This window comes from Sunxiuqinia dokdonensis (assembly GCF_001270965.1).
GTDB classification, from domain to species: domain Bacteria; phylum Bacteroidota; class Bacteroidia; order Bacteroidales; family Prolixibacteraceae; genus Sunxiuqinia; species Sunxiuqinia dokdonensis.
On record NZ_LGIA01000181.1, the window covers coordinates 16,355 to 37,386 of the forward strand.

Here is a 21,032-nt window from a genome sequence, read left to right on the forward strand (position 1 = left end):
CCCACAAGCCCGGAGGTGTATCCCCCGGGCCTGTTGCACATTCCTAAAAATCGATTACGGTTTGATGATCAACCTGTGTTTTTTAAACCGCTCGATAATGAATTGATCAAACTGAGCAGTTTGGTTAGCATTTTGTCTTTCTCAATGCTGTTTTCATCATCGATATTTCTCCATTCTTTGAGGTATTCCCGGTGGAGTTTGTGGAGGATTTTCAATTTCCGGTCTCTCCATTCCAGGTTGTCGTATTGCCCTTTCCGTCTGCTGGCCGACGATTCGCCAAAAAGCTCTTCAATCATGGTCAGGCCATTGTTGTAATCGGTCAGTATTTTTTTCATGAACAACGCCCTTTCTTCGGAATTATCGTCAAGTTGAGCGTAAAGCTCCATGATTTCTGTGTTCGAAAGAATGAGGTTGGTTTCGGTTTGAATCATTAGAAACTTAAAGAAAGTCCAATCCTTAATCGCCTTTTTAAGTTGACTGTGGGCTTCTGGTTTTTCTGCTTTCAATATTTTCAACGCTTCACCAAGTCCGTACCACCCGGTAATTGTAATTCGCGAAAGGTTCCAGCTGAATACCCACGGAATGGCACGCAGGTCGTTAAGTGTTCTGGTACCGGTTCTTCTGGCGGGCCTGGAGCCAATTTTACTTTTTTCCAGCACGTCGATGCAAGTTACCTGGCTGTAAAAATTGATGAAGCCCGGTGTTTCAATTAAATTCCGGTAATGCTCAAATGATTTTTGAGCTAAAAACTCCATGGTTTCGTGCGGATAAGTCTCCTCGCTTGCGCTCATCTGGCTTCTGATGGTTTGTTTGGCTACTCCCGAGGTCAATGCATTTAAATTGTAGGTTGCCGTTAGCGGATTGCCAAATTGCTGAGCAACAGACTCGCCCTGCACCGTAATCTTAATGGTGCCGTTTACCGTATTGGTGGGCATACTTTCCAAAAATCGGTGATATTTACCGCCGCCCCTGCTGATGGTTCCACCAGTTCCGTGGAAAAAGAAAACGTCAACTTTATTTTTTCGGCCCACAGCGGAGAGTTCGTTTTCGGCTTTAAATAAATTCCATTTACTGGCAATCGTTCCGCCATCTTTATTGCTGTCGCTATAGCCCAACATCACTTCTTGTTTATGCGAAATAGTTGATTGCCGCTGTTTGGTTATCGGATGTTGCAGGAAGTTGTCCAATATTTTTGGTCCATTCAGCAGGTCTTCAATGGTTTCCAAAAGCGGAACGACGCTGATGTTGGTATTCAGCAGCTGGGTTTCGCGCATTAAAAGATAAACCACCAGCAAATCGCTCAGATTCCGGGTCATGCTAACAATAAAAGAGCCAATGCCTTCGGATCCATATTGGTTGATGTGATGCCGAACTGCCCGGTAGCAGTCCAATACATTGTCTGCTTCCGTTCCGTACGAAATCGTAATGTCCGTGATCAGGGCGTGACTTTCGAGTACGCTATTCAAATAACTGACGCGCTTTTCTTCGTCCCAATTTTCGAAATCGTGGTCTTTTTCACCATTCGACTTTAAAATCTGCGAGATGGCTTTATCATGAAAGGCACTATTTTGCCGGATATCGAGTTTTGCCAGGTGAAAGCCAAAACATTGGACTGCTCTTTCTACCGGGAATAATAAATCTTCGGACAGACCTCTCAGCCCATTTTCTGCAAGAACTGTTCTCAGAAATTTCAGATCTTCGGCCAGTGCTTTGCTGGATCGGTAGTGGGCGTTGGCATCGGTGTTTTTTTCAGAAATTGTATTTTCCAATTGCAGTAAAATCAGGCTCACGTATTGTCGCCAAGGCTCATAAGGATTTCTGCGAACAGCTTTTTCGCCTAACTTGCCCAATGCGGTCGATTTTTTCTCAATCATTTCGGATAAGAAAAAAGGAACCGGATTGCTAATAGCGGAAACAGAAAGTTTGCTGGCCAAAGTTTTCAATTGTAACTTAATCAGCGAAAGTGCTTTTTTTCGGTGTAGCAATAAGGTCTCCTGAGTGATACCCGGGGTGACAAACGGGTGTCCGTCCCGGTCGCCGCCCACCCAACTTCCGAAACTGATTTTCGGAAAGAAATCGGGATTCTTAATCTTATGCGGGTTTAGTCCCATTTCAATCCAGGAGCTTTTTAGTTGCTGGTCACTTTTCTCCAATGCCACCGGAAAAACTTTGCTTAAATAGTAAATCGTATTGGCTCTTTCATCCCTGATGTCGGGTTTTTCCAGGTAAATTTCGCCAGTTCGCCACCATCTTTCCAGCAGATTGATAATCTTTTCTTTTATTTCAATCTGCTCAAGCTTGCTGAGAGATACATTTTCTTTTTTAACCAATAGCAAATACAATTCGCGGTGAATTTCAATCACCGTAACCCTTTTGGCTTCTGTAGGATGCGCTGTCAGGACAGGAATAACGTTGACCTGTGATATTGCCTTGAGCATTTCATCTTCATCGACACCTTGATCTTTCCAAATTCTAAACGCCTCGGCCCAAGAACCTCTGATGGAGGTGATACTCTCCTGGTTTCTCATTTTCCTTCGGTACTGCGTGGCAGCATTTTCTTCTACCAAAGTCATCAGCTGGAAGTAAATACTGAGTGATTGTATCACTTTTTCAACCGAAATATTACCATGGTCGGTTACCGAAAAATCTTGTGGATCGCGATCGATTAAAGGGATGATTTCAGATTCATTAATCCTGCGTAACATCTCGGTATAGCAGTCAATAATGAAATGTCTGTCATCGGTTATTTTCTGAAATGGACTCTCAATATTCTTCATATATTAAAATATTTTGAATGGATGTGGAAAATAATAGCACAAAAATAAAAGTAATAATAAGGGTTCGTTAGGGCAAGTTTGAGGCAGCAAAACAAAAAAGGGAAAAAACCGAAGCTTCTTCCCTTTTGAGTGGTGCCACCTGGAATTGAACCAGGGACACACGGATTTTCAGTCCGTTGCTCTACCAACTGAGCTATGGCACCATTGGTGTTTTGCGCTGGCAAATATAAGTCAAAATATTTAACTACAAAACAAATTTTTGTCCTGAAACAGTAAAAAAATCAAGGCTTCTGCAGAACCTTTTCTTTTTCATGGATTTATCAATTGAATTTTCCGCTACCTTTTCTACTTTTGCACTCCAATTCAAGAGAACGTGAAAATAAATACCCATACATTAAACAATGGGATCCGGCTAATTCACCAGCAAGTGGAGTCGCCGGCTGCTCATTTTGGCATCATTTTAAACACCGGCTCCCGAGACGAAGCGCCCCATCAACAGGGCATGGCTCATTTTATCGAGCATGTTATTTTTAAGGGGACCAAAAAGCGCAAGGCCTATCACATCCTAAGCCGGATTGAAGATGTAGGCGGCGAGATCAACGCTTTTACGTCGAAAGAAGAAACGGCTGTTTATGCATCGTTTTTGAATGAACACTATGGCCGGAGTATGGAGCTGATCAGCGATATTTTGACGAACAGCACCTTTCCTGTCAGGGAGGTGGAACGCGAAAAGGAGGTGGTGCTCGAAGAAATTAATTCCTACAAGGATAGTCCTTCGGAGTTGATTTTTGATGATTTTGATGAATTGCTTTTTGATGGTCACCCGATTGCCCGAAATATTCTGGGAACTCCGGATCATGTTAAGTCGTTCAGTCGTGACGATATTTTTCAGTTCCTCCAGGATAATTATCACACCGATGAAATGGTGTTGAGCTCGGTGGGCAATATTTCGTTTGAGAAATTTTTGCTGCTGGCCGAAAAGTACTTTGCCCCGATACCGCCGCGCCTTCGGACAGAGAAACGCCTGGTGTTTAATCATTATACACCGGGCACCCGGCAGGTGAAACGCGACACGTTTCAAACGCACTGTGTAATTGGTAACATTGCCTACAATGCGCAAGACAAAAAACGCATGGGCATGGTTTTACTCAACAATATTTTGGGCGGACAGTCGATGAACTCGCGGCTAAACCTGGCTTTGCGCGAACGAAACGGGATGGCATACAACGTGGAATCGGGTTACACGGCGTATTCAGACACGGGCCAGTTTAGTGTGTACTTCGGAACCGAACATGAAAACCTGGACCGGGCACTCAGCCTGGTGAATAAGGAATTCAGGTTGCTGAAAAATAAGGAATTGGGGATTTTGCAACTCAGCAAAGCCAAAAAGCAGTTGATTGGACAAATTGCCCTGTCGAGCGAAAACCGCGACGACCTGATGCTGACCCTCGGCAAAAGTTTTTTGCTTTACAACAAAGTGGACAGTTTGCCGCGAATCTACCAGAAAATTGAAGCCATTACCGGACAGCAACTCCTGGAGGTTGCCAATGAAATTTTTGATGAACGGCAGTTGAGCATTTTAACCTACGAATAATGGAACAATCGGTTGAACTTGAAAATTATATCTTAGCGCTTCTTGAAGATGAAGACCCGCTGTTGCAGGAGCTGGCACGCGATACCTTTCTGAATGTGCTTCGACCGCGCATGCTTTCGGGCCATATCCAGGGCAGTGTGCTCACCATGCTGAGCCAGATGGTTCACCCCAAACGAATTCTGGAAATTGGCACCTACACGGGCTATTCGGCTATTTGCCTGGCCAAAGGGCTTCAGGAGCAGGGGTATTTGCACACCATTGAGATCAACGATGAGTTGGAAAATATGGCCCGCAAATACTTCGAAAAAGCAGGTTTTGAGCATCAAGTCCTGCAACATATTGGCGATGCCAAAGCGATTATTCCCACTTTGCAGGAATATTTTGACTTGGTTTTTATTGATGGCGATAAGCGCGATTACGTGGCTTACTTCGATCTGGTGATTGATAAAGTCCCTTCGGGTGGAATTATCATTGCTGACAATATTTTGTGGAGCGGCAAAGTGGTGGAGATTCCGGATCCGAATGATGAACAGACCCAGGGAATTCTGGCTTTTAACCAAAAGGTGAAAGATGACCCGCGCGTGAGTCAAACCATTTTGCCCTTGCGCGATGGATTGATGATCATCCGGAAGAAATAGCGTAACTGGGTGCTGAACAAACTGATACTGATACTTGATGCTTGATACTTGATACTTGATGCTTGATGATTGAGTCGGTAGCTCAATAACTTGAAAAACTCAGTTCACTTCGACAAGTTAAATTCAGGTGATTCCATTGGATAACCAGAAACTCGAAACCCGAAACTCTTTAGGTGGGTCATTGAATTTAGAAGGATTAGACTCCAAACGATCGCATGCCCTGGATAAAATTCTTCTTGGCTTTAGCCGATCTGACGTTGGCTCCTGGACCGCCAATGCAGCCTCCTTCGCAGGCCATCACTTCATAAAACTGAGCGGTATTTTTTCCTTTCTCCAGAAGTTTAATTTGTCTGATTGCAGCTTTATCGATGCCATCAATTTGTTCAAAGGTGAAATTTTCGGCCTTTTTCTCCGCCAAAACCGCTTTTAAAACACCACCGCTTTGCGCAAATCCGCGCGACTCCATCGTGTAGTTTTCCAGCGGCAGGGGCTCCATTTTGTCAGGTTGAATGTCCATGCCTTCCATCATGGCGTCCAGCTCTTCGAAACTCAGCACAAAGTCCACTGAACCCAGGTCGCGGGCTTCTTTTCGTTTGGCTACACAGGGGCCGACAAACACCAGCTTGGCTTCGGGATGCCGTTCGCGCAGTTCTTCGGCCGTGTAGGCCATGGGCGAAGGGGTATGCGATACATTGGCGAGCAATCCGGGCGCGTGTTTTCGTACCGTTTCAACATACGAAGGACAACACGAGGTTGTCATAAAGGCTTCGTTTTGCTCAAGTTTCTCTTTCAATTCTTCAGCTTCGTGCCGGGCTGTTTTTTCTGCGCCACGCGCCACTTCCACGACCTCAGAAAAACCAATTTTTTTAATGGCGGCCAACACTTTTCCGGGTGCTTCGGCATATTGGGCCAAAATGGCCGGCGCGACCATGGCAATCACCTGTTTTTTTTGTTCAATCGCTTTCAGGACGTCAACAATGGCCGACAATTCGAAAATGGCCCCAAACGGACAAGCCGTAATGCATTTGCCACAGTAGATACATTTGTCTTCGTTGATTTCTTCGACCCCACTGGCATTTTTACTGATGGCGCCTACCGGGCAGGCTTCTTCGCATGGAATGGGAATGTAAACAATGGCGTGGTAGGGACAGGCTTTTTGGCACAGTCCGCAATTGACACATTCGTCGGCTTTAATTTCTGTTTGGCCCGATGGGGTAAACCGAATGGCGTTTTTCGGGCAGTTCATTACGCAGGGACTGGCCACGCAACCCCGGCAGAGATTGGTCACCACGTAGTTGGCTTGCACACAGCTGGTGCATGCTTCATCCACCACGGTCAGTATATTGTCCGACAAACCTTTGCGTTGCAACGATTTTTCGGCATAATTTTTCAGAGGAACCAAATCAATATCTGCTTCGGGAACTTCAAAGCCCAATAGCGGCAGCATCTTGTAACGCGTAATGGCTCTTTCCTTATAAATACAACAGCGACCGCGTGCTTCCCTGTTTTTTGGGTACAAGTCCACGGGCATTTGATCGATTTTTGAGCTGAGCTCACCTTCTTGAAACAGCTTAACCAACCGCGCCATTAGCTCGTGCCGGATGATCATTACGTTGTTTAGATATGCCATTTTTGCCTTGTTGTTTTCTGGCGGCAAAGGTAGATATTTTTCATGCTGCACAACATGTTTTTTGGTTTTTGTTCGTCATTTAAAAGGAAATTAACACAGCCCAAATGGTGTGGCTGGTCTTGAAGATGTCCGCATTTTTTTGTTTGCTGAAAAATGAACATTTTTGAGCAAAACAAATGCAATGGAAAGACAAGCCTTTTTAACGCTGACTAGCAGCTCCCAGTGGATTTTATTTGTAGCTATCGGGCTGATTATTTTTTCGTGGGTAGAAAAAAAGCGGCTGTACCAGCAGCTGGGGCAAGGTGCTTTTGTTTTGCTGGCTTTGTTTGCATTGTGGATCTTGCTTACTGATCAGATTGTGGTGCCGGCAGTTTTACCCGATCAGGTCGTCCCGGTTGAAGCACGCGCATTAAGTTATTTTTCAGGACTGGCAATCAACGGTGTCGTTGCAGTGGTCGCCTTTTTTCTGGGTCAGGTGAAACCGCGTTGGGCCCGCTTTTTCAATATGGCCCTGGTGGTCATCGGCTTGGTTTTGTTTTTTATGGTTTACCAGTTGCAACGGGTGTAAGATGGAGGCTGGAGGCTTGATTCTCGATGCTTGACTGTTGATTTATAGGAAACTGCGACTTCTTCGTCATCCGGCCATTGATTGTCATTAAGTTGTCATTCGGTAGTCATTTGATTGTCATTCAACGCCGACGGTTGGAAACTGAATTATTGAAGCTTGCAACTCTAGGGCGACTGAAAAAAGGCTGCCCCTTTCGGAACAGCCTTTTGTTATCTGGTAAAATAAGGAGATCGTTTATTGTTTCGAGTCTTTGCAGGCATTGTAAATGCCTTCAAACAGCTCTTTGGCATCCGACGCGGCCATGGCCGAGAACGCCACACGGATCACATTGTTCAGGTTAATAATTCCAATGCTGTATTTGTCAATCAGGATTTTCCGAATTTTTTCGCCGTCCAGTCCTTCGGCCAGTTGCACACACATAAAATAGCCCGAATTGTACGGCAGCGCAGTGAAGTATTCGCTGTACCTTTCGTCTTTCAAGGCTTCCTTTACGGCGTGATATCGCTTGTTCATAATCTCGAACTTCGCGGCTTTTTGCTCCTGGTAGTTTTCATTTTCGAAAGCGCTGAGCAGTAGCGACTGCGAAATGTTGGCCGCGTTGGAAATGTTTCCGCGAACCGCCCCGGCAGTTTTCGCTTCAAGCGCGGTGTACAACTCGGTATCGCCACCTTTAATTCCGTAGGTCATAAAACCAACACGGAAGCCCCACACGTAGTCTTCTTTGGTTGGGCCGTCCACTTTCAGGGCCAGTACATTTTCATGCAGATCGCAAAGTTGAGCGAAAATGCTTTCCTTTTCAATGCCTTCTTCGTACACCAACCCAAAATAGGCATCGTCGGAAAATACCACAATTCTGTTTCCTTTTTCGGCCGACTCCTTGATAATGGTCACAATTGCTTGCTGTTCTTCAACAGTTGGCGTGTAGCCCGTTGGGTTATTGGGAAAGTTCAGAATCAATACTTTTTTTCCGATTCCACCTTCGTCGAGCTTGGCTTTAAACGACTCGAGATCGAATCCACCATCTTTAAAAAGGTTGAATTTATTGATTTCAGAACCGTAGGCGTGGTTTAAAATCAGGTTGTAGTTGCCCCAAAATAAGTCGGGAACAATTACTTTTTCGCCTTCGTCAACGAATAGGTAACCGGCCATGCTCACACCATGCGTTAAGGCATTGGTAACGACGGGCAGACTAATCGTTTTGCCTTTTAATGATGGGTTTTTCGCGTAAATCATACTTTGCCATTTGGCCCGGATGTCGGGGCGGCCATAGCTTGGCGCGTACGGAAAAACCAGCGAAGGGTCGAGTTTAACATTCGATTCGATACTTCCCAAACGCATCGGGGTTCCGTTATCTTCAACAGCAGCTCCAATTGTGGCATTGATTCGGGTGCCTTTTGCATCGGCAGTTTGTCCTAATATTCCTTTTTTTGGAAAAAAGATGTTCTTTCCTTTTTCCGATAAAAGATCGTAAATAACTGGGCTTTTTGCTTTAATAATTTTGTTGAGTTCCTCAGCTTGTGGATTCATATTTAGTGATTTAACTGTTTTTAAATGGTTTCATTTTCTTGTTCAGGACAAAAACGCTGCAATTTATTAAAAAAACTTGATTCAGTGGGCTTCTTCTTTCAATTTGAAATTCAAGATTAGGATATTATTTCAATTTGAAATTTCCAGATCGATTCCAGCCCAATTTGGCTTCGATTTATAATTACTTCAACAAGTCTTCGTCGCGAATGATCATCAAAATCGCTGAGTGCGGAAGAATGATGTATTTTTCTTTGTTGAATTCGATTTCGAAACCGCTTTTTGATAAATAGATAGCCAGGTCGCCGACATTGGCCTGAAGTGGAATGTATTTAACGTCGTCCTGCTGGTTTTTCCAAGGCTCATTTTCATCGGTCATGGCAGGAATGGGGTAGCCCGGGCCCACCTTGACGATGTAGCCGCTTTGCACTTTTTCGTTTTCCTGAACGGTGGGGGGCAGGTATAGGCCGGATTTGGTTTTGTTTTGCGGGCTTTTTGGTTTCACCAGCACGCGGTCGCCCACCATGATAAACTTCTGCAAATCTTTTTCTTCAATAATCAATGACATGTTTTTCCTATTTTTTTAGGAGCAAAGATAAAGTTTTGTTGCCGTTGTGCCGAAGGATTTTCCTTACTCTGTCAACATATCACTCGACCAGTGGTAGTGTAAAACTCACGGTAGTGCCTTCGTCGGGCACACTTTCGATATAAATTTGGCCGTCGTTTTTTTGCACAAACTCTTTGGTCAGAATCAGGCCGATTCCGGTTCCTGGTTCCAGCATCGTTCCCGGGTTTGAGAACGACAGCGAGGCGTTGAAGCGCAACAGGGCTTCGGGGGTCATGCCCACGCCGGTATCGCTGACGGTGATGAGCATTTTATCGTCTTTCTCTTGAGCCGAAATACGGATTTCGCCGCCGGGATGAGAAAATTTAATGGCGTTGGAAACCAGGTTTCGCAGAATGGCACTGGTCATGTGGTGGTCGGCAAAAATTTCCGAATTGCTTTTCATTTTCAGAAAAACCAGCAGCTTCTTTTCTTCAATCAACGGATTGAAAAGCTCGATGACCTCGCGGTAGACTTTCTCAAGTTTGAAGGCTTTGGGAGAATAAGGAATATGATCCATCTGAACCGTTGACCAGGTTAGTAAATCGTGCAGTAGTTTGTAGTTGTTTTTCGACACGTTGGCCATGTTTTTAATCAGCTTGAGCCGTTCCTCCTTGGGCAATTCGTCGTACTGCTCATTCAGCAGCGACGAGATGGCCATGAAACTTCCGACGTGGTCGCTTAAGTCGTGTGAAATAATGGACAGAAATTTTTCCTTGTTCACGGCTAGGTCTTTGTATTTCTGCTGACTCGACTTGAGCGAAATGGACAGTTTTTCCAGCCGGTTGTAAAGAATTTCGAACACAAACTCGTTGGCGAAAGCCATAATCGAAATAAACAAAAACACGATGGAGAGCCGGCAAACCAGACTGTAATTGTAGTTGGGGCACCACGGTTGATCGCGCAAAAAGTAATAAGCCAGGGCATTGCTGATAAAGAACACGGCCAGGGCAACGATGCCACGGCCTTTCCCCAAAATCAAAATAACCGGTAACGGCAGCATCAGCGCAAAGGCGATGCCCGATTTATTGCTTCCGCCTGTTAAAAAAAAGTAGGTGCTGATGGTGGAAATGATGAGCACAAAAATAAGCGACGGGAGCAAGAGGTCTTTTTTCTTTTTGAGTAGCCAAAAAGTCAGCCCGCCGGCTGTCAGCGACACGATATTGAAAATGGCCGTTTGGTAGTCTGCTCTATAAATATTGCTGATCACGAAAAGGCTCAAGGCTATAAAGAACATGTAAAAAAACAAGTTCAGCAGGATGCTTTTTTTCTTCTCTTCCAATCTTTCGTAAGAGGTGTCGTCAGCATTGAAAATGAACAATTTTAAGTAGTAGTTTAAGAATTCGCTCACGGGGTTTCAATTTTTACACTAAAGTAGCCAATTCGACAAACTATTACACTACGAAAGAAAGACGTTTTTAAGCGGGGGCTTATTTATATTCCCCCAGCACGTCTGAAAGTACCTCATAGCCGTCGGTTGTCACTAAAATGGTGTGTTCAAATTGAGCTGATAATTTTCCGTCGCTGGTGCGGGCTGTCCAGCCGTCGGCTTTGTCCACCCGGGTCGAAGCGCGGCCTTCGTTGATCATGGGTTCGATGGTAAAAGTCATGCCCGCTTGCATGATGTCGCCGGTGTTTTTGCGCGCAATGTGGTCAACTTGTGGGGCTTCGTGAAATTCGAGCCCGACGCCGTGGCCGCAAAATTCGTACACCACGCTGTATTTTTGCGCTTTGGCATACCGGCCAATTACAAAGCCAATGTTTCCAATGTAGTTTCCCGGCCGCACCTGCTGAATGCCCAGGTTGAGGCAATGTTTCGCCGTGTCGATAAGCCGGCGGGCTTTGTCCGAAATTTCGCCGGCAGCATACATTCGGCTGGTGTCGCCATAATAGCCATTCAAAATGGTGGTTACGTCAATGTTCAGGATGTCGCCGTCTTTCAGAATTTGATCTTTTCCCGGAATTCCGTGGCAGACCACTTCGTTGATTGAAATGCAGGTTGCTTTGGGATAACCGTTGTATCCAATGGTGGCGGGTATTGCCCCGTGGCTACGCACAAATTCTTCAATCTTATCATTCAGGAATCCCGTGCTGACACCTGGTTTCACAAATTCTTCGATCATCACCAGCGATTGTCCTGCCAGCTGACTGCTCTTTCTGATCCCTTCAATTTGCTCGGGTGTTTTAATTATGATATCGCTCATTCTGTTTTTTGTAGAAAAAATTTTCGCAAAAGTCGCAAAAGGTTCTTTATTTTCAAAACTGAACAATAATTTTGTCCAAAAGTTTAAAAAAAGCCAAATAGATGAATAAATATATCCAGGAAATTAACATCGGAGCGTATCATACCAATCAATACGCACAGGCCTCAGTCACTTCGTTGTTCAATATCATGCTCGAAGCCGCCTGGGCGCATGCCCGGGTGATGGAGTGGGGCTACGATGACCTGAAAGGAAACAACATGTTTTGGGTGCTGTCGCGGGTGTATTTTGAGTTGGAGAAATATCCGTTGTGGCAAGAGAAAATTACTTTGAATACCTGGTCGGCGGGCACCGATGGCATGTATGCCTACCGCGAGTTTATTCTGGAAAATGAGCAACACGAGGTTTTGCTCCGGGGAAGCACAGCCTGGCTGATTTTAAACATGGAAACCAAACGCATTTTTAGGTTGCGCGATTTTCGGGACACCTTTCCCCGGCTCGACGGACAAGATGTTTGCCGCAATCCGAGACGGATTAAACCCCAAAACCGGTCGGAAAATCTGCAATTTCAACCGGTTCGGTTTAGCGAGTTGGATGTGAATAAGCATTTTAACAGTGTGAAGTATCTGGAGCGGGTGCTTGATGATTTTGGTATTGAGTTCCTGAATCGGTTTGAATTGGCTGATCTGGAAGTGAACTACCTGAAGGAAGGAATGGCGGGCGACGCCCTGGCTGTTGATACCAGCCGCATTGATGATACCCGCCACCAGTCGACCATTGTTCGCGAATCAGATGGAGCAGACCTTTGCACCATGATTCTGCATTGGCGGGATCGGCGTGCGTGAAGTTCGTGCCCACGGCCTGAGACTTTCCGGTTGCAAACGGCGCTTACGCAGGTCTGTTTAGCTTTCGAGCCACGCTTCAATGTTGGCCATTTTTTCTTCGAGGGGTAAAAAACCGTCGAGCCAATGAATTTTTGTGCCGTGCTTTTCCATTCGCCTGAACCAGGTCATTTGGCGTTTGGCAAACTGATGAATGGCGATTTCGAGTTTGGCAAACATCTCCTCGTAGCTTAGTTCGCCAATCAAATGCAGGGTCAGGTATTTGTATTCCAGCCCATAATAAGTGAGTTGTTCGGGAGTCAGCCCCTTGTTAAGCAGGCGTTGCACTTCATCCAACATGCCATCTTCGAGCCGTTGTTTCAGTCGTTCGGTGATTCGTTTTCGCCGGTGTTCCCGGTCGTATTTGACGCCCACCACCAGACTGTTAATTTCGGGCATGTTGTTGCTCAGCTCCGGATTTTGTCGCAGATAAGTTTCAATTTCGATGGCCCGGACAACCCGTCGGCGATTTTCGGTGTCGGTGGTGTTGTGTTGTTCCGGTTTCATGTCGAGCAGTAGGCGAACCAACTCATCCAGACCTTTTTCGTCCAGTATTTTCCGGAGCTCATGATTTTTGGGAACCTGGATTAATTGATAATTATTTAAAACCGCTTCGATATACAAGCCGCTTCCGCCGCATAAAACCGGAAATTTACCCCGCGCAGTAATGTCGTTGTATGCCTTTAAGAAATCGTTGTGAAACAGGTATACATTGTATTCGAACCCGGCATCGGCAATGTCAATTAAGTGATAAGGAATTGCTTGTCCCTCAATTTCGTAATCTTCGTAATCCTTTCCGGTACCCAAATCCATGCCCCGGTAGATCTGACGCGAATCGGCTGAAATAATTTCTCCGCCAAGTCGTTTTGCGGCATGAGCAGCCACTGTTGTCTTCCCCGAAGCCGTTGGTCCGAGTATGGTCAGCATGTGGTATTTTCGTTGTTTCATTGATATTTCTCCTTAAGGTTTACAAAATAATGTATTTTTGTGACGCAAAACCAGAAATTATGGATTTTAAAGGACGATATCGGTTGCTTTTTGAAACCTGTGCCAACGTGTTGACGGAGCCGAATAAGTTTTGGAGGGGGGAGAAGGAAGAAGTCAAGCCGGAAGATGTGTTTGCAAACTACTTTTTTCCGCTGGTCTTGTTGGTGGGATTGGCAGTTTTCACAGGCGAGCTGATCAAGGGTGGTGAGGCGCTGGTTAGTTACGCGGTGGCCAAGTCGGTTCGCGAAGTGATCAGTTATATTCTCCAGTTTTATTTGTCCGTTTACTTGCTCAACGAATTGCTGACCAGTGTTGGCGTAGCGAAAAATAAGGTCCTTGTCACCCGACTGGTTGCCTATTCTTTTTTACCTTTTCTGGTGGTTTCATTTTTAACCGGCTTGTTTCCTGGTTTGTATATTCTGAATGTGCTCGGTCTTTACGGCATTTTTCTGTTTGTGCAAGGGGTAAAGGAAAGTCTGCGTATCGCGCCGGAAAATCAGAATCGATATACACTGCTCGCCTTGCTGTTGATTTTTCTTATCTTCATCCTCTTGAATGTTTTTAGTTGGAAATTATTACAAGCTTTCTACGGTTATGGTGCATAAGAAGCAAAATATCAATATCAAGAATAAGCGGGCCTATTTCGATTATGAAATTTTGGAAAAGTTTGTCGCTGGCGTTCAGTTGGTTGGGACCGAGATTAAATCCATACGAAACGGCAAGGCATCGTTGGGTGAAGCCTATTGCCGGTTTACCCGCAACGAGTTGTATGTGGTGAATATGAATATTTCGGAATATGATTTTGGGAACATCAATAACCACGAAGCCCGACGTGACCGGAAAATGTTGCTGAATAGAAAAGAGCTGGAAAAACTTCAAAAGAAAACCAAGGAAAGTGGGTTGACCATTATTCCACTTCGCATGTTTTTAAACGATCGCGGCCTGGCTAAGCTCGAAATAGGCTTGGCGAAGGGTAAAAAAACACACGATAAACGCGACACCTTAAAAGAAAAAGATGCCAAACGCGACATGGATCGCGCCATGAAATTTTAGCCCGCAAATAATCAGACTAAAAACTCTTCTTTTCACTTGCATCTGTGCCAGTGATTGTCGTAACTTGTAGCTTCTTAGTTTTTCACGCTAAAAAAAGAATGCTATGAACAAGTTTTTACCCCCAGTCATGATCCTTTTTTTCTTTTTTGCCGTTTCCGAAACTGCTTCTGCACAAGGGTTTCTCAATAAATTGAGTAAGAAAGTGCAGGACAAAATCGAGAACAAAGTAGAAGATAAAGTTGATCAGAAAGTAGACGAAAAAGTAGACGAAAGTCTGGATAAAGTTTTTGAAGAAGGTGAGGACAGCGCCGATCCTCGCAGTACTTCCGAGAAACAGAATGAGCGCCTTTCAAAAATGATGAAAGGCATGGGCATGTCGGGCGAGCCCGTACCCATTGAAAACGACTATGTGTTTGACTCCAAGCTCCAAATGCACATTGAGTCGTACAAAAAAAATGGAGAGAAAGACAGCGACGGTGAATTTATTACCTACATCAATCCCAACGGAAAAAACTTTGCCTACGAGTTTATCGGGGGCGACATGAAGCAAAAAGGCCAGGGTACATTTATTATGGATTTTGAAAATAAAGCCATGATCATGCTAACCGAGGAAAAAGGGGAGCGACAGGGTATTGTGTACGGCTTTGACATGGAGGGGATGATGGATGCTGGTTTCGACGCCGAAACGTACGAAGGCCTGGAGGATGCCGATATGAGCAATATGGCCATGAGTCCCTATGTTGAAAAGACCGGACGGACAAAGACCGTTGAAGGTTACCGCTGCGAAGAATACCGCTACGACAATCCGGAAGACCATACCAAAGCCAGCTTTTGGATTAGTAAGGATGTGAATATTATGACGCGCGATTTTATGAGCACCATGCTCAAATCAGCCACCTACTCACACGGCATGCCTTGGGGGTTTGTGATGGAGTCGGAGTCGGAAAACACACGAACTGGCGAACGCTCGGTGATGCGTGTTACTGACATTGACAACAAGGCCAACAAACAATTTAGCATGTCAGCTTACCAAATTACCAACCTTGGGTCGATGAAGATTCCAGCGATGGGAGAGGAATAGGATACTAATTAAGTCGGGTATGGAATGCCGGAGTCAGTCCAAAAAAAAGGGCGAATTCTGGCATTCATTTTTTTGTCTGCCATTCAAGGCTAAGCAATGATCATATTTTCCATCGGGATAATCGCTTCTCCTTTGTACCGGAGAAGCAAGTTGGCCACGGCCAGCGTGTCTTTTTCGCAATAGCGGATAATTCGGTTCAGGTCGCCGTCGTCATAGTAAACCTTGGCTACCTGGCTGCCATCAATGTCGTCTTTTGGCGTTGGAATATTGAAAACCGCACAAAGTAAGCTGAGTGAGGTGTAGTTTTTATAGTCGCCAAATTTCCACAGTTGCAGCGTGTCTATCAGTTTGTCTTTCAAATCCCAGGGTTTCATGCCGGCAATATCCAGCGATTTGGGCAGTGGCAAGCCATTAATTAATGTGCGGCGGGCAATGTACGGGTAGTCGAACTCCTGCCCGTTGTGTGCGCAGATCCGTTTTCCGGGATGTGACATAAATTTGTTCAGCATATCGTTGAACTGGCTCAGCAATTTCTTCTCATGATCATCATAGAACGACTTGACCCGGTAAAATCGTTCGCCTTGTTTTTGGGTGATGACTCCAGCTGAGATACAAATGATTTTTCCAAATTCAGCATAAATGCCGGCCCGTTCATACACCTCCTCCGGACCTTGGTCCTCGGTGCGGAAAAAGGTTGATTTCTTGTCCCACAACTTTTTGAAATCGTCGTTCAACTCACTGAAATCCTGTTGTTGCGGGGCTGTTTCAATGTCAATAAAAAGAATGTCTTCAACGTTTAAATTGCTCAGCATGTTTATAAGTGTTGTTTGATGAAATTCGTCAGAATGTTGATGGCGACCGTATTATTTCCACCTTGCGGGATGATGATGTCGGCAAAGCGTTTGGTTGGTTCTATAAATTGCAGGTGGCTGGGGCGCACGGTTTCTTCGTATCGGGTCAAAACCTGCTGCACATCGCGCCCGCGTTCAATAATGTCGCGCCGGATTACCCGCGAAAGCCGCAGGTCGGAGTCGCAATCAACAAACGCTTTGATGTCCAGAAGTTTGCGGAGCGAGGCATTTGACAGTACCAGGATTCCTTCAACAATCAATACTGATTTTGGGCTGACTGGTTTGGTTTCGGGCTGGCGGGTGCAGGTCAGGTACGAGTAGCTTGGTTCTTCAATTGATTTGCCGGCTTGCAATTCGACAAGATGCTTGGTCAGCAGGCTGAATTCAATCGAATCGGGATGATCGAAGTTGATCTCTTTGCGCTGCTCCATCGGGATGTGGCTGCTGTCGCGGTAGTACGAATCCTGCGAAATAACCGCCACTTCATTTGGTGGCAGTTGCTCTATGATTTTGCGCACCACTGTGGTTTTTCCCGAGCCGGTTCCTCCGGCAATTCCAATAATGATCATTCGAATGAAATTTTAAGTAAAGATAAACAAGCCAGCCTGATTTCCATTATTCCTCGACTGTTTTGTGGTTCAGCGGAGGGAAAATGCTAACTTCGCAGGCGAAAGATAAATCCCAGACTAAAAATTTGCAGACTATGATTAATCACGTGGTTCTTTTTAAATTGAAAGGATATCCTGAAGCTGAAAAAGTGGCGGTGTTGCGTAAAATAAAAGATGCGCTCGAATCCTTAAAAGATAAGATTGAGCAGCTTAAGTATTTGGAGGTTGGATTAAATTATGAGCTGAACGCAAAATCGTACGATGTTTGCCTGATCTCGCATTTTGAGTCCATTGCCGATCTGGATATTTACCGAGTGCACCCGGAACACCTGAAAGTGGTGGAGCTTATTCAGGAAACAACCGTTGAACGGGCTGCTGTTGATTTTGAATTCTAATTACGCATTGAAAGAAATAACACATGAAAAGTTTATATCCGTTGAAGTTTAAAGCTCAGTATTTGGATAAAATATGGGGCGGACACAAAATAAAAACGCACTTGGGAAAAGATTTTGGCAAGCTTCCGAATTGTGGCGAAAGCTGGGAAATCAGTGGTGTTCAGGATCGGGTTTCGGTCGTTGAAAATGGTTTTTTGGCCGGAAACAATCTGGAGGAGCTGATTGAAATTTACATGGGCGAACTGGTTGGCGACCGGGTGTACGAAAAGTTTGGCGTTGAATTTCCGCTGCTAATCAAGTTTATCGATGCCAACGACGACTTGTCGATCCAAGTTCATCCGGACGATAAGCTTTCGAAAAAGCGCCACCAGGCTTTTGGAAAAACCGAAATGTGGTACGTGCTTCAGGCTGACCCCGGCGCAAAGCTGAATTTGGGTTTCAAGGAAGAATTGACCAAAGAACAGTATTTGGAGAAATTCGAGGCGGGACAGTTGATGGACATCCTGAATTTTGAGGAAGTAAAAGCCGGAGACATCCTGTTTATGCCTGCCGGACGGGTGCATGCCATTGGGCGTGGAGTTTTGGTAGCCGAAATTCAGCAAACCTCCGATGTCACCTACCGTATCTATGATTTCGACCGAAGAGACTCGGATGGCAACACCCGTGAGCTGCATACCGAGCTGGCATTGGATGCCATCGATTTCGCCGTTCCGGATTCCTACAAAACAGCATACGAAACAAAGAAGAATGAACCGGTTGAGGTGGTGAAATGTGATTATTTTACAACCAATGTGCTGGAGCTGAACAAAAAGCTGGAGTGCGACATTCACAAGCTCGACTCTTTCGTGATTTATATTTGTCTGGAAGGAAACTGTGAGCTGGAGTATGCTGAAGGAAGCGTCAGTTTCGGAAAAGGAGAAACGATTCTGGTGCCAGCCGTTCTGGAACAATTTTTCCTGAATCCGAAAAACGGTGAGCTAAAGCTTTTAGAAGTTCACGTGTAACAAATTTAGCCTTCGGTAATTGTTTGATACCAAAACAACACGAAGTGTAAGCCTGTTTGCCAACAGGCAGTTGGTCCGCAATTCGCGGAACTTAGAACTTGGAATCCAGACTTCGCCGCGACTCCCTTCGGTCGCTTGGGATTTGAAACCTGGAATTTGAAACTTGGAATTTATCAACCTTATGGAAATTAAAAATGCCCGCTTTTTAATGAGTAATTCGGATGTGCAAAAATGTCCGGAACCTACCAAGCCCGAATTTGCTTTTATAGGCCGATCCAATGTGGGCAAATCTTCGTTGATCAACATGTTGACCGGACAGAAAAAGCTGGCCAAAACCTCATCACGACCGGGGAAGACGCAGCTGATTAACCATTTTTTGATTAATGAAGCGTGGTATCTGGTTGATTTGCCGGGTTATGGTTATGCGAAAGTGTCGAAAAAAAGCAAAGAAAAATTTCAGGCCTACATTGTTGACTACGTGCTGAAACGCGAAAACCTGTATTGCCTGTTTGTGTTGGTCGATTCACGCCTTGAATTGCAAAAGATTGACCTTGAATTTATCAATTGGCTGGGCGAAAAAGAAGTGCCTTTTGCTCTGATTTTTACTAAAGCTGATAAATTGGGAGCCAATAAACTTGGCAAAAACATTTCCGACTATAAAGACCAGTTGCTCGAATACTGGGCCGAGTTGCCCCCGATATTTGTCAGTTCAGCCGAAGATGGTACCGGCAAGGAAGACATCCTTGAATTTATTGAAACAAGTAGCTAGTCTGTTGATGCCGGCTGTGCATCAGTTTTTTAACCGATTTAGTTGTTGTGATTTTTATCAATTTTAAATAACTTACAACCGCTGTGCAAAGGTTATTTTAAAGATTTTTCTACCTTTGCGCGCATTCCCAAGCTACAAAATTAAAAGAGAGAACATGTCAAGAAAGGCTCCTTTAAAGATTTTTACAGGTACAGCAACAAAGTATTTAACCACCGAAATTTGCAAGAGTGTTAATGTTGACCTGGGGAAATCTTCCTGCCCGGTTTTTGCCGATGGCGAGTTTGAACCCTGTTTCGAAGAAACCATTCGCGGGGCACACGTTTTTATAGTCCAGTCAACCTTTCCAACAGCCGACAATTTGCTCGAGTTGTTGCTAATGATTGACGCCGCCAAGCGCGCATCGGCCTACAAAATTATTGCCTGTATTCCGTATTTTGGGTATGCAAGGCAAGACCGGAAGGACAAACCACGTGTATCGATTGGCGCTAAGCTTATTGCTGATTTGCTGTCGGCCTCAGGAGTGGACCGTATTATAACCATGGATTTACATGCTGACCAAATTCAAGGCTTTTTTGATGTGCCGGTTGATCATTTGTTTGCATCAGCTCTGTTCATTCCCTTTATTCAAAACATGGGATTGCGCGATATCGTAATTGCATCGCCTGATGTGGGTGGAACCAAACGGGCCAATACTTACGCACGGATGCTGGGCACCGATATGGTGATTTGCCACAAATCGCGTGCGAAAGCCAATGTGGTTGGGAACATGACCCTGATTGGTGATGTGCGCGACAAGGACGTGATCATTGTTGACGACATGATTGATACCGCCGGAACCATTGCCAAGGCTGCCGGCCTGATGGTGAAAGAAGGAGCCAACTCGGTTCGCGCATTTGCAGCGCACGGTTTATTGTCGGGGCCTGCTTACGAGCGTATTGAGGAGTCGGCTTTGCAGGAAGTTTATTTTACCAACTCCATTCCACCTAAAAAAGAATCAACGAAGATTAAGTACATTTCGGCTGCCGGGGCATTTGCTGAGACCATCCAGCGAGTGTATAAAAATGAGTCGATTAGTTCGCTATTCTTCAAATAATTTAATACATTTGCACCGCTTTTTCCAACGGCATAAGGGTTATGTATGCTGTTTGCCCGAATAAAAAAGGGAGGACTGAGTATCATAATGAACTAAAATTTTAAAAGATGAAATCAATTGCAATTAAAGGCCAAATCAGAGAAGGCCTAGGTAAAAAAGAATCAAAAAAGTTAAGAGTTGAAGGTAAAGTTCCATGCGTATTGTATGGTAACGAAGCGCCTGTACACTTTGTGGCCGATGCCGGCGATTTCCGTCCGTTAATCTACACGCCAAACGTGTATTTGATTGATCTGGAAATTGATGGAACAACGTACAAAGCGATTATGCAAGATGTCCAGTTTCACCCGGTTGATGAGCAAATTCTGCACGTTGACTTCTTGAAAACGACTGAAGATAAGCCAGTTAAAATCGAAGTACCAATTAAAGTTACCGGTTACGCCAAAGGGATGCGTTCAGGTGGTAAACTGAAAACAAACCTGCGTCGTTTGCGCGTTAAAGCGTTGGCTAAAGATCTTCCCGATACCATCTCCATTGATATTACAAACCTGGGATTGGGCGATAGTTTCAAAGTGGGACAATTGAAATTGGACAACATTGAGTTTCTGAATAGCAAGTCGGTCCCGGTTGTTTCAATTATAATTACCCGTGCTGCCCGTGCTGCTCTTGGAATGGCTCCGCTTCCTGAAGATGAAGAGGAAGAAGAAGCTGCCGCAGAAACTGAAGCAACATCTGAAGAATAAACTTTCGGAACAACCTGGGCTGGTGTGCCGGCAC

General features: G+C 45.0%; 21 protein-coding genes and 1 tRNA gene. 12 read left to right on the forward strand and 10 right to left on the reverse strand.

The features are described 5' to 3' along the window. Window positions 1–68 precede the first annotated feature (68 nt). Window positions 69–2,777, reverse strand: a complete 2,709-nt coding sequence (locus NC99_RS16205) for a phosphoenolpyruvate carboxylase (RefSeq protein ID WP_053186035.1) — start codon at window positions 2,775–2,777, stop codon at window positions 69–71. A 130-nt stretch (window positions 2,778–2,907) separates the two neighbouring features. Further along, a tRNA-Phe gene (locus tag NC99_RS16210) sits at window positions 2,908–2,980 on the reverse strand. 170 nt (window positions 2,981–3,150) lie between these two features. Here NC99_RS16210 and NC99_RS16215 point away from each other — a divergent pair. Both NC99_RS16215 and NC99_RS16220 read left to right on the forward strand, forming a co-directional pair. Continuing rightward, the gene (locus tag NC99_RS16215; RefSeq protein WP_053186038.1) at window positions 3,151–4,371 is read left to right on the forward strand and encodes a M16 family metallopeptidase; all 1,221 of its coding nucleotides are present in this window, start codon (window positions 3,151–3,153) and stop codon (window positions 4,369–4,371) included. After that, window positions 4,371–5,009 (forward strand): O-methyltransferase, encoded by a 639-nt coding sequence (locus NC99_RS16220; RefSeq protein ID WP_053186041.1) that lies wholly within the window; start codon window positions 4,371–4,373, stop codon window positions 5,007–5,009. The genes NC99_RS16215 and NC99_RS16220 overlap by 1 nt, the downstream gene beginning before the upstream one ends. A 196-nt stretch (window positions 5,010–5,205) precedes the next feature. On the opposite strand, the gene NC99_RS16225 is transcribed toward NC99_RS16220, so the two are convergent. After that, window positions 5,206–6,639: a monomeric [FeFe] hydrogenase gene (locus NC99_RS16225; protein ID WP_053186044.1), complete on the reverse strand. Its 1,434-nt coding sequence runs from the start codon at window positions 6,637–6,639 to the stop codon at window positions 5,206–5,208. A gap of 181 nt (window positions 6,640–6,820) precedes the next feature. Between NC99_RS16225 and NC99_RS16230 the strand changes: the two genes are divergently transcribed. Continuing rightward, entirely contained in the window at window positions 6,821–7,207 is a 387-nt protein-coding gene (locus tag NC99_RS16230) for a hypothetical protein (protein WP_157624980.1), read from the forward strand. A 234-nt stretch (window positions 7,208–7,441) separates the two neighbouring features. Here the strand turns inward: NC99_RS16230 and NC99_RS16235 are convergent, their stop codons facing one another. The 4 genes from NC99_RS16235 to map form a co-directional block, all read right to left on the reverse strand. Beyond that, complete coding sequence (locus tag NC99_RS16235; RefSeq protein ID WP_053186050.1) at window positions 7,442–8,734, reverse strand: aminotransferase class I/II-fold pyridoxal phosphate-dependent enzyme; 1,293 nt, start codon at window positions 8,732–8,734, stop codon at window positions 7,442–7,444. Between the two features lie 181 nt (window positions 8,735–8,915). Next, window positions 8,916–9,299 carry a co-chaperone GroES gene (locus NC99_RS16240; protein WP_053186055.1) on the reverse strand — a complete coding sequence of 128 codons (384 nt, stop codon included), beginning with the start codon at window positions 9,297–9,299 and terminating at the stop codon, window positions 8,916–8,918. A 79-nt stretch (window positions 9,300–9,378) separates the two neighbouring features. Continuing rightward, window positions 9,379–10,686 (reverse strand): sensor histidine kinase, encoded by a 1,308-nt coding sequence (locus NC99_RS16245; RefSeq protein WP_053186058.1) that lies wholly within the window; start codon window positions 10,684–10,686, stop codon window positions 9,379–9,381. Window positions 10,687–10,765: 79 nt separating this feature from the next. After that, the gene (map, locus tag NC99_RS16250; protein WP_053186219.1) at window positions 10,766–11,539 is read right to left on the reverse strand and encodes a type I methionyl aminopeptidase; all 774 of its coding nucleotides are present in this window, start codon (window positions 11,537–11,539) and stop codon (window positions 10,766–10,768) included. Between the two features lie 101 nt (window positions 11,540–11,640). On the opposite strand from map, the gene NC99_RS16255 reads away from it, so the two are divergent. Continuing rightward, the gene (locus NC99_RS16255) at window positions 11,641–12,381 is read left to right on the forward strand and encodes an acyl-[acyl-carrier-protein] thioesterase (protein ID WP_053186061.1); all 741 of its coding nucleotides are present in this window, start codon (window positions 11,641–11,643) and stop codon (window positions 12,379–12,381) included. Window positions 12,382–12,438: 57 nt separating this feature from the next. Here the strand turns inward: NC99_RS16255 and miaA are convergent, their stop codons facing one another. Further along, on the reverse strand, window positions 12,439–13,365 hold the full coding sequence (gene miaA / locus NC99_RS16260; RefSeq protein ID WP_053186064.1) for a tRNA (adenosine(37)-N6)-dimethylallyltransferase MiaA: 927 nt from the start codon (window positions 13,363–13,365) through the stop codon (window positions 12,439–12,441). 59 nt (window positions 13,366–13,424) lie between these two features. Here miaA and NC99_RS16265 point away from each other — a divergent pair, with 59 nt between their 5' ends. The 3 genes from NC99_RS16265 (at window position 13,425) to NC99_RS16275 (ending at window position 15,538) form a co-directional block, all read left to right on the forward strand. Then, window positions 13,425–14,009, forward strand: a complete 585-nt coding sequence (locus tag NC99_RS16265) for a YIP1 family protein (RefSeq protein WP_053186067.1) — start codon at window positions 13,425–13,427, stop codon at window positions 14,007–14,009. Next, complete coding sequence (gene smpB, locus NC99_RS16270) at window positions 13,999–14,457, forward strand: SsrA-binding protein SmpB (protein ID WP_053186070.1); 459 nt, start codon at window positions 13,999–14,001, stop codon at window positions 14,455–14,457. The genes NC99_RS16265 and smpB overlap by 11 nt, the downstream gene beginning before the upstream one ends. A gap of 103 nt (window positions 14,458–14,560) precedes the next feature. After that, window positions 14,561–15,538: a hypothetical protein gene (locus tag NC99_RS16275; protein WP_157624982.1), complete on the forward strand. Its 978-nt coding sequence runs from the start codon at window positions 14,561–14,563 to the stop codon at window positions 15,536–15,538. Window positions 15,539–15,627: 89 nt separating this feature from the next. Here the strand turns inward: NC99_RS16275 and NC99_RS16280 are convergent, their stop codons facing one another. Beyond that, on the reverse strand, window positions 15,628–16,350 hold the full coding sequence (locus NC99_RS16280; RefSeq protein ID WP_053186075.1) for a ribonuclease H-like domain-containing protein: 723 nt from the start codon (window positions 16,348–16,350) through the stop codon (window positions 15,628–15,630). A 2-nt stretch (window positions 16,351–16,352) separates the two neighbouring features. After that, window positions 16,353–16,958: a uridine kinase gene (gene udk, locus NC99_RS16285; RefSeq protein ID WP_053186078.1), complete on the reverse strand. Its 606-nt coding sequence runs from the start codon at window positions 16,956–16,958 to the stop codon at window positions 16,353–16,355. Between the two features lie 134 nt (window positions 16,959–17,092). Between udk and NC99_RS16290 the strand changes: the two genes are divergently transcribed. The 5 genes from NC99_RS16290 (at window position 17,093) to NC99_RS16310 (ending at window position 20,998) form a co-directional block, all read left to right on the forward strand. Continuing rightward, entirely contained in the window at window positions 17,093–17,392 is a 300-nt protein-coding gene (locus NC99_RS16290) for a Dabb family protein (protein WP_053186081.1), read from the forward strand. A gap of 23 nt (window positions 17,393–17,415) precedes the next feature. After that, window positions 17,416–18,396, forward strand: coding sequence for a type I phosphomannose isomerase catalytic subunit (locus NC99_RS16295; RefSeq protein ID WP_053186084.1), 981 nt, complete (start codon window positions 17,416–17,418; stop codon window positions 18,394–18,396). A gap of 181 nt (window positions 18,397–18,577) precedes the next feature. Further along, window positions 18,578–19,165, forward strand: coding sequence for a ribosome biogenesis GTP-binding protein YihA/YsxC (yihA, locus tag NC99_RS16300; protein WP_053186087.1), 588 nt, complete (start codon window positions 18,578–18,580; stop codon window positions 19,163–19,165). A gap of 154 nt (window positions 19,166–19,319) precedes the next feature. Further along, window positions 19,320–20,258: a ribose-phosphate pyrophosphokinase gene (locus NC99_RS16305; RefSeq protein WP_053186222.1), complete on the forward strand. Its 939-nt coding sequence runs from the start codon at window positions 19,320–19,322 to the stop codon at window positions 20,256–20,258. Between the two features lie 107 nt (window positions 20,259–20,365). Next, complete coding sequence (locus tag NC99_RS16310; RefSeq protein WP_082326530.1) at window positions 20,366–20,998, forward strand: 50S ribosomal protein L25/general stress protein Ctc; 633 nt, start codon at window positions 20,366–20,368, stop codon at window positions 20,996–20,998. The last annotated feature ends 34 nt before the right edge of the window (window positions 20,999–21,032 follow it).

Coding starts and splice junctions, on each gene's coding strand:
- map (WP_053186219.1), bottom strand. CDS start 11,539: ATGAGCGATATCATAATTAAAACACCCGAGCAAATTGAAGGGATCAGA.
- NC99_RS16305 (WP_053186222.1), top strand. CDS start 19,320: ATGTCAAGAAAGGCTCCTTTAAAGATTTTTACAGGTACAGCAACAAAG.
- NC99_RS16255 (WP_053186061.1), top strand. CDS start 11,641: ATGAATAAATATATCCAGGAAATTAACATCGGAGCGTATCATACCAAT.
- NC99_RS16240 (WP_053186055.1), bottom strand. CDS start 9,299: ATGTCATTGATTATTGAAGAAAAAGATTTGCAGAAGTTTATCATGGTG.
- NC99_RS16310 (WP_082326530.1), top strand. CDS start 20,366: ATGAAATCAATTGCAATTAAAGGCCAAATCAGAGAAGGCCTAGGTAAA.
- NC99_RS16220 (WP_053186041.1), top strand. CDS start 4,371: ATGGAACAATCGGTTGAACTTGAAAATTATATCTTAGCGCTTCTTGAA.
- NC99_RS16290 (WP_053186081.1), top strand. CDS start 17,093: ATGATTAATCACGTGGTTCTTTTTAAATTGAAAGGATATCCTGAAGCT.
- yihA (WP_053186087.1), top strand. CDS start 18,578: ATGGAAATTAAAAATGCCCGCTTTTTAATGAGTAATTCGGATGTGCAA.
- NC99_RS16280 (WP_053186075.1), bottom strand. CDS start 16,350: ATGCTGAGCAATTTAAACGTTGAAGACATTCTTTTTATTGACATTGAA.
- NC99_RS16225 (WP_053186044.1), bottom strand. CDS start 6,639: ATGGCATATCTAAACAACGTAATGATCATCCGGCACGAGCTAATGGCG.
- udk (WP_053186078.1), bottom strand. CDS start 16,958: ATGATCATTATTGGAATTGCCGGAGGAACCGGCTCGGGAAAAACCACA.
- NC99_RS16275 (WP_157624982.1), top strand. CDS start 14,561: ATGAACAAGTTTTTACCCCCAGTCATGATCCTTTTTTTCTTTTTTGCC.
- NC99_RS16265 (WP_053186067.1), top strand. CDS start 13,425: ATGGATTTTAAAGGACGATATCGGTTGCTTTTTGAAACCTGTGCCAAC.
- miaA (WP_053186064.1), bottom strand. CDS start 13,365: ATGAAACAACGAAAATACCACATGCTGACCATACTCGGACCAACGGCT.
- NC99_RS16235 (WP_053186050.1), bottom strand. CDS start 8,734: ATGAATCCACAAGCTGAGGAACTCAACAAAATTATTAAAGCAAAAAGC.
- NC99_RS16205 (WP_053186035.1), bottom strand. CDS start 2,777: ATGAAGAATATTGAGAGTCCATTTCAGAAAATAACCGATGACAGACAT.
- NC99_RS16230 (WP_157624980.1), top strand. CDS start 6,821: ATGGAAAGACAAGCCTTTTTAACGCTGACTAGCAGCTCCCAGTGGATT.
- smpB (WP_053186070.1), top strand. CDS start 13,999: ATGGTGCATAAGAAGCAAAATATCAATATCAAGAATAAGCGGGCCTAT.
- NC99_RS16295 (WP_053186084.1), top strand. CDS start 17,416: ATGAAAAGTTTATATCCGTTGAAGTTTAAAGCTCAGTATTTGGATAAA.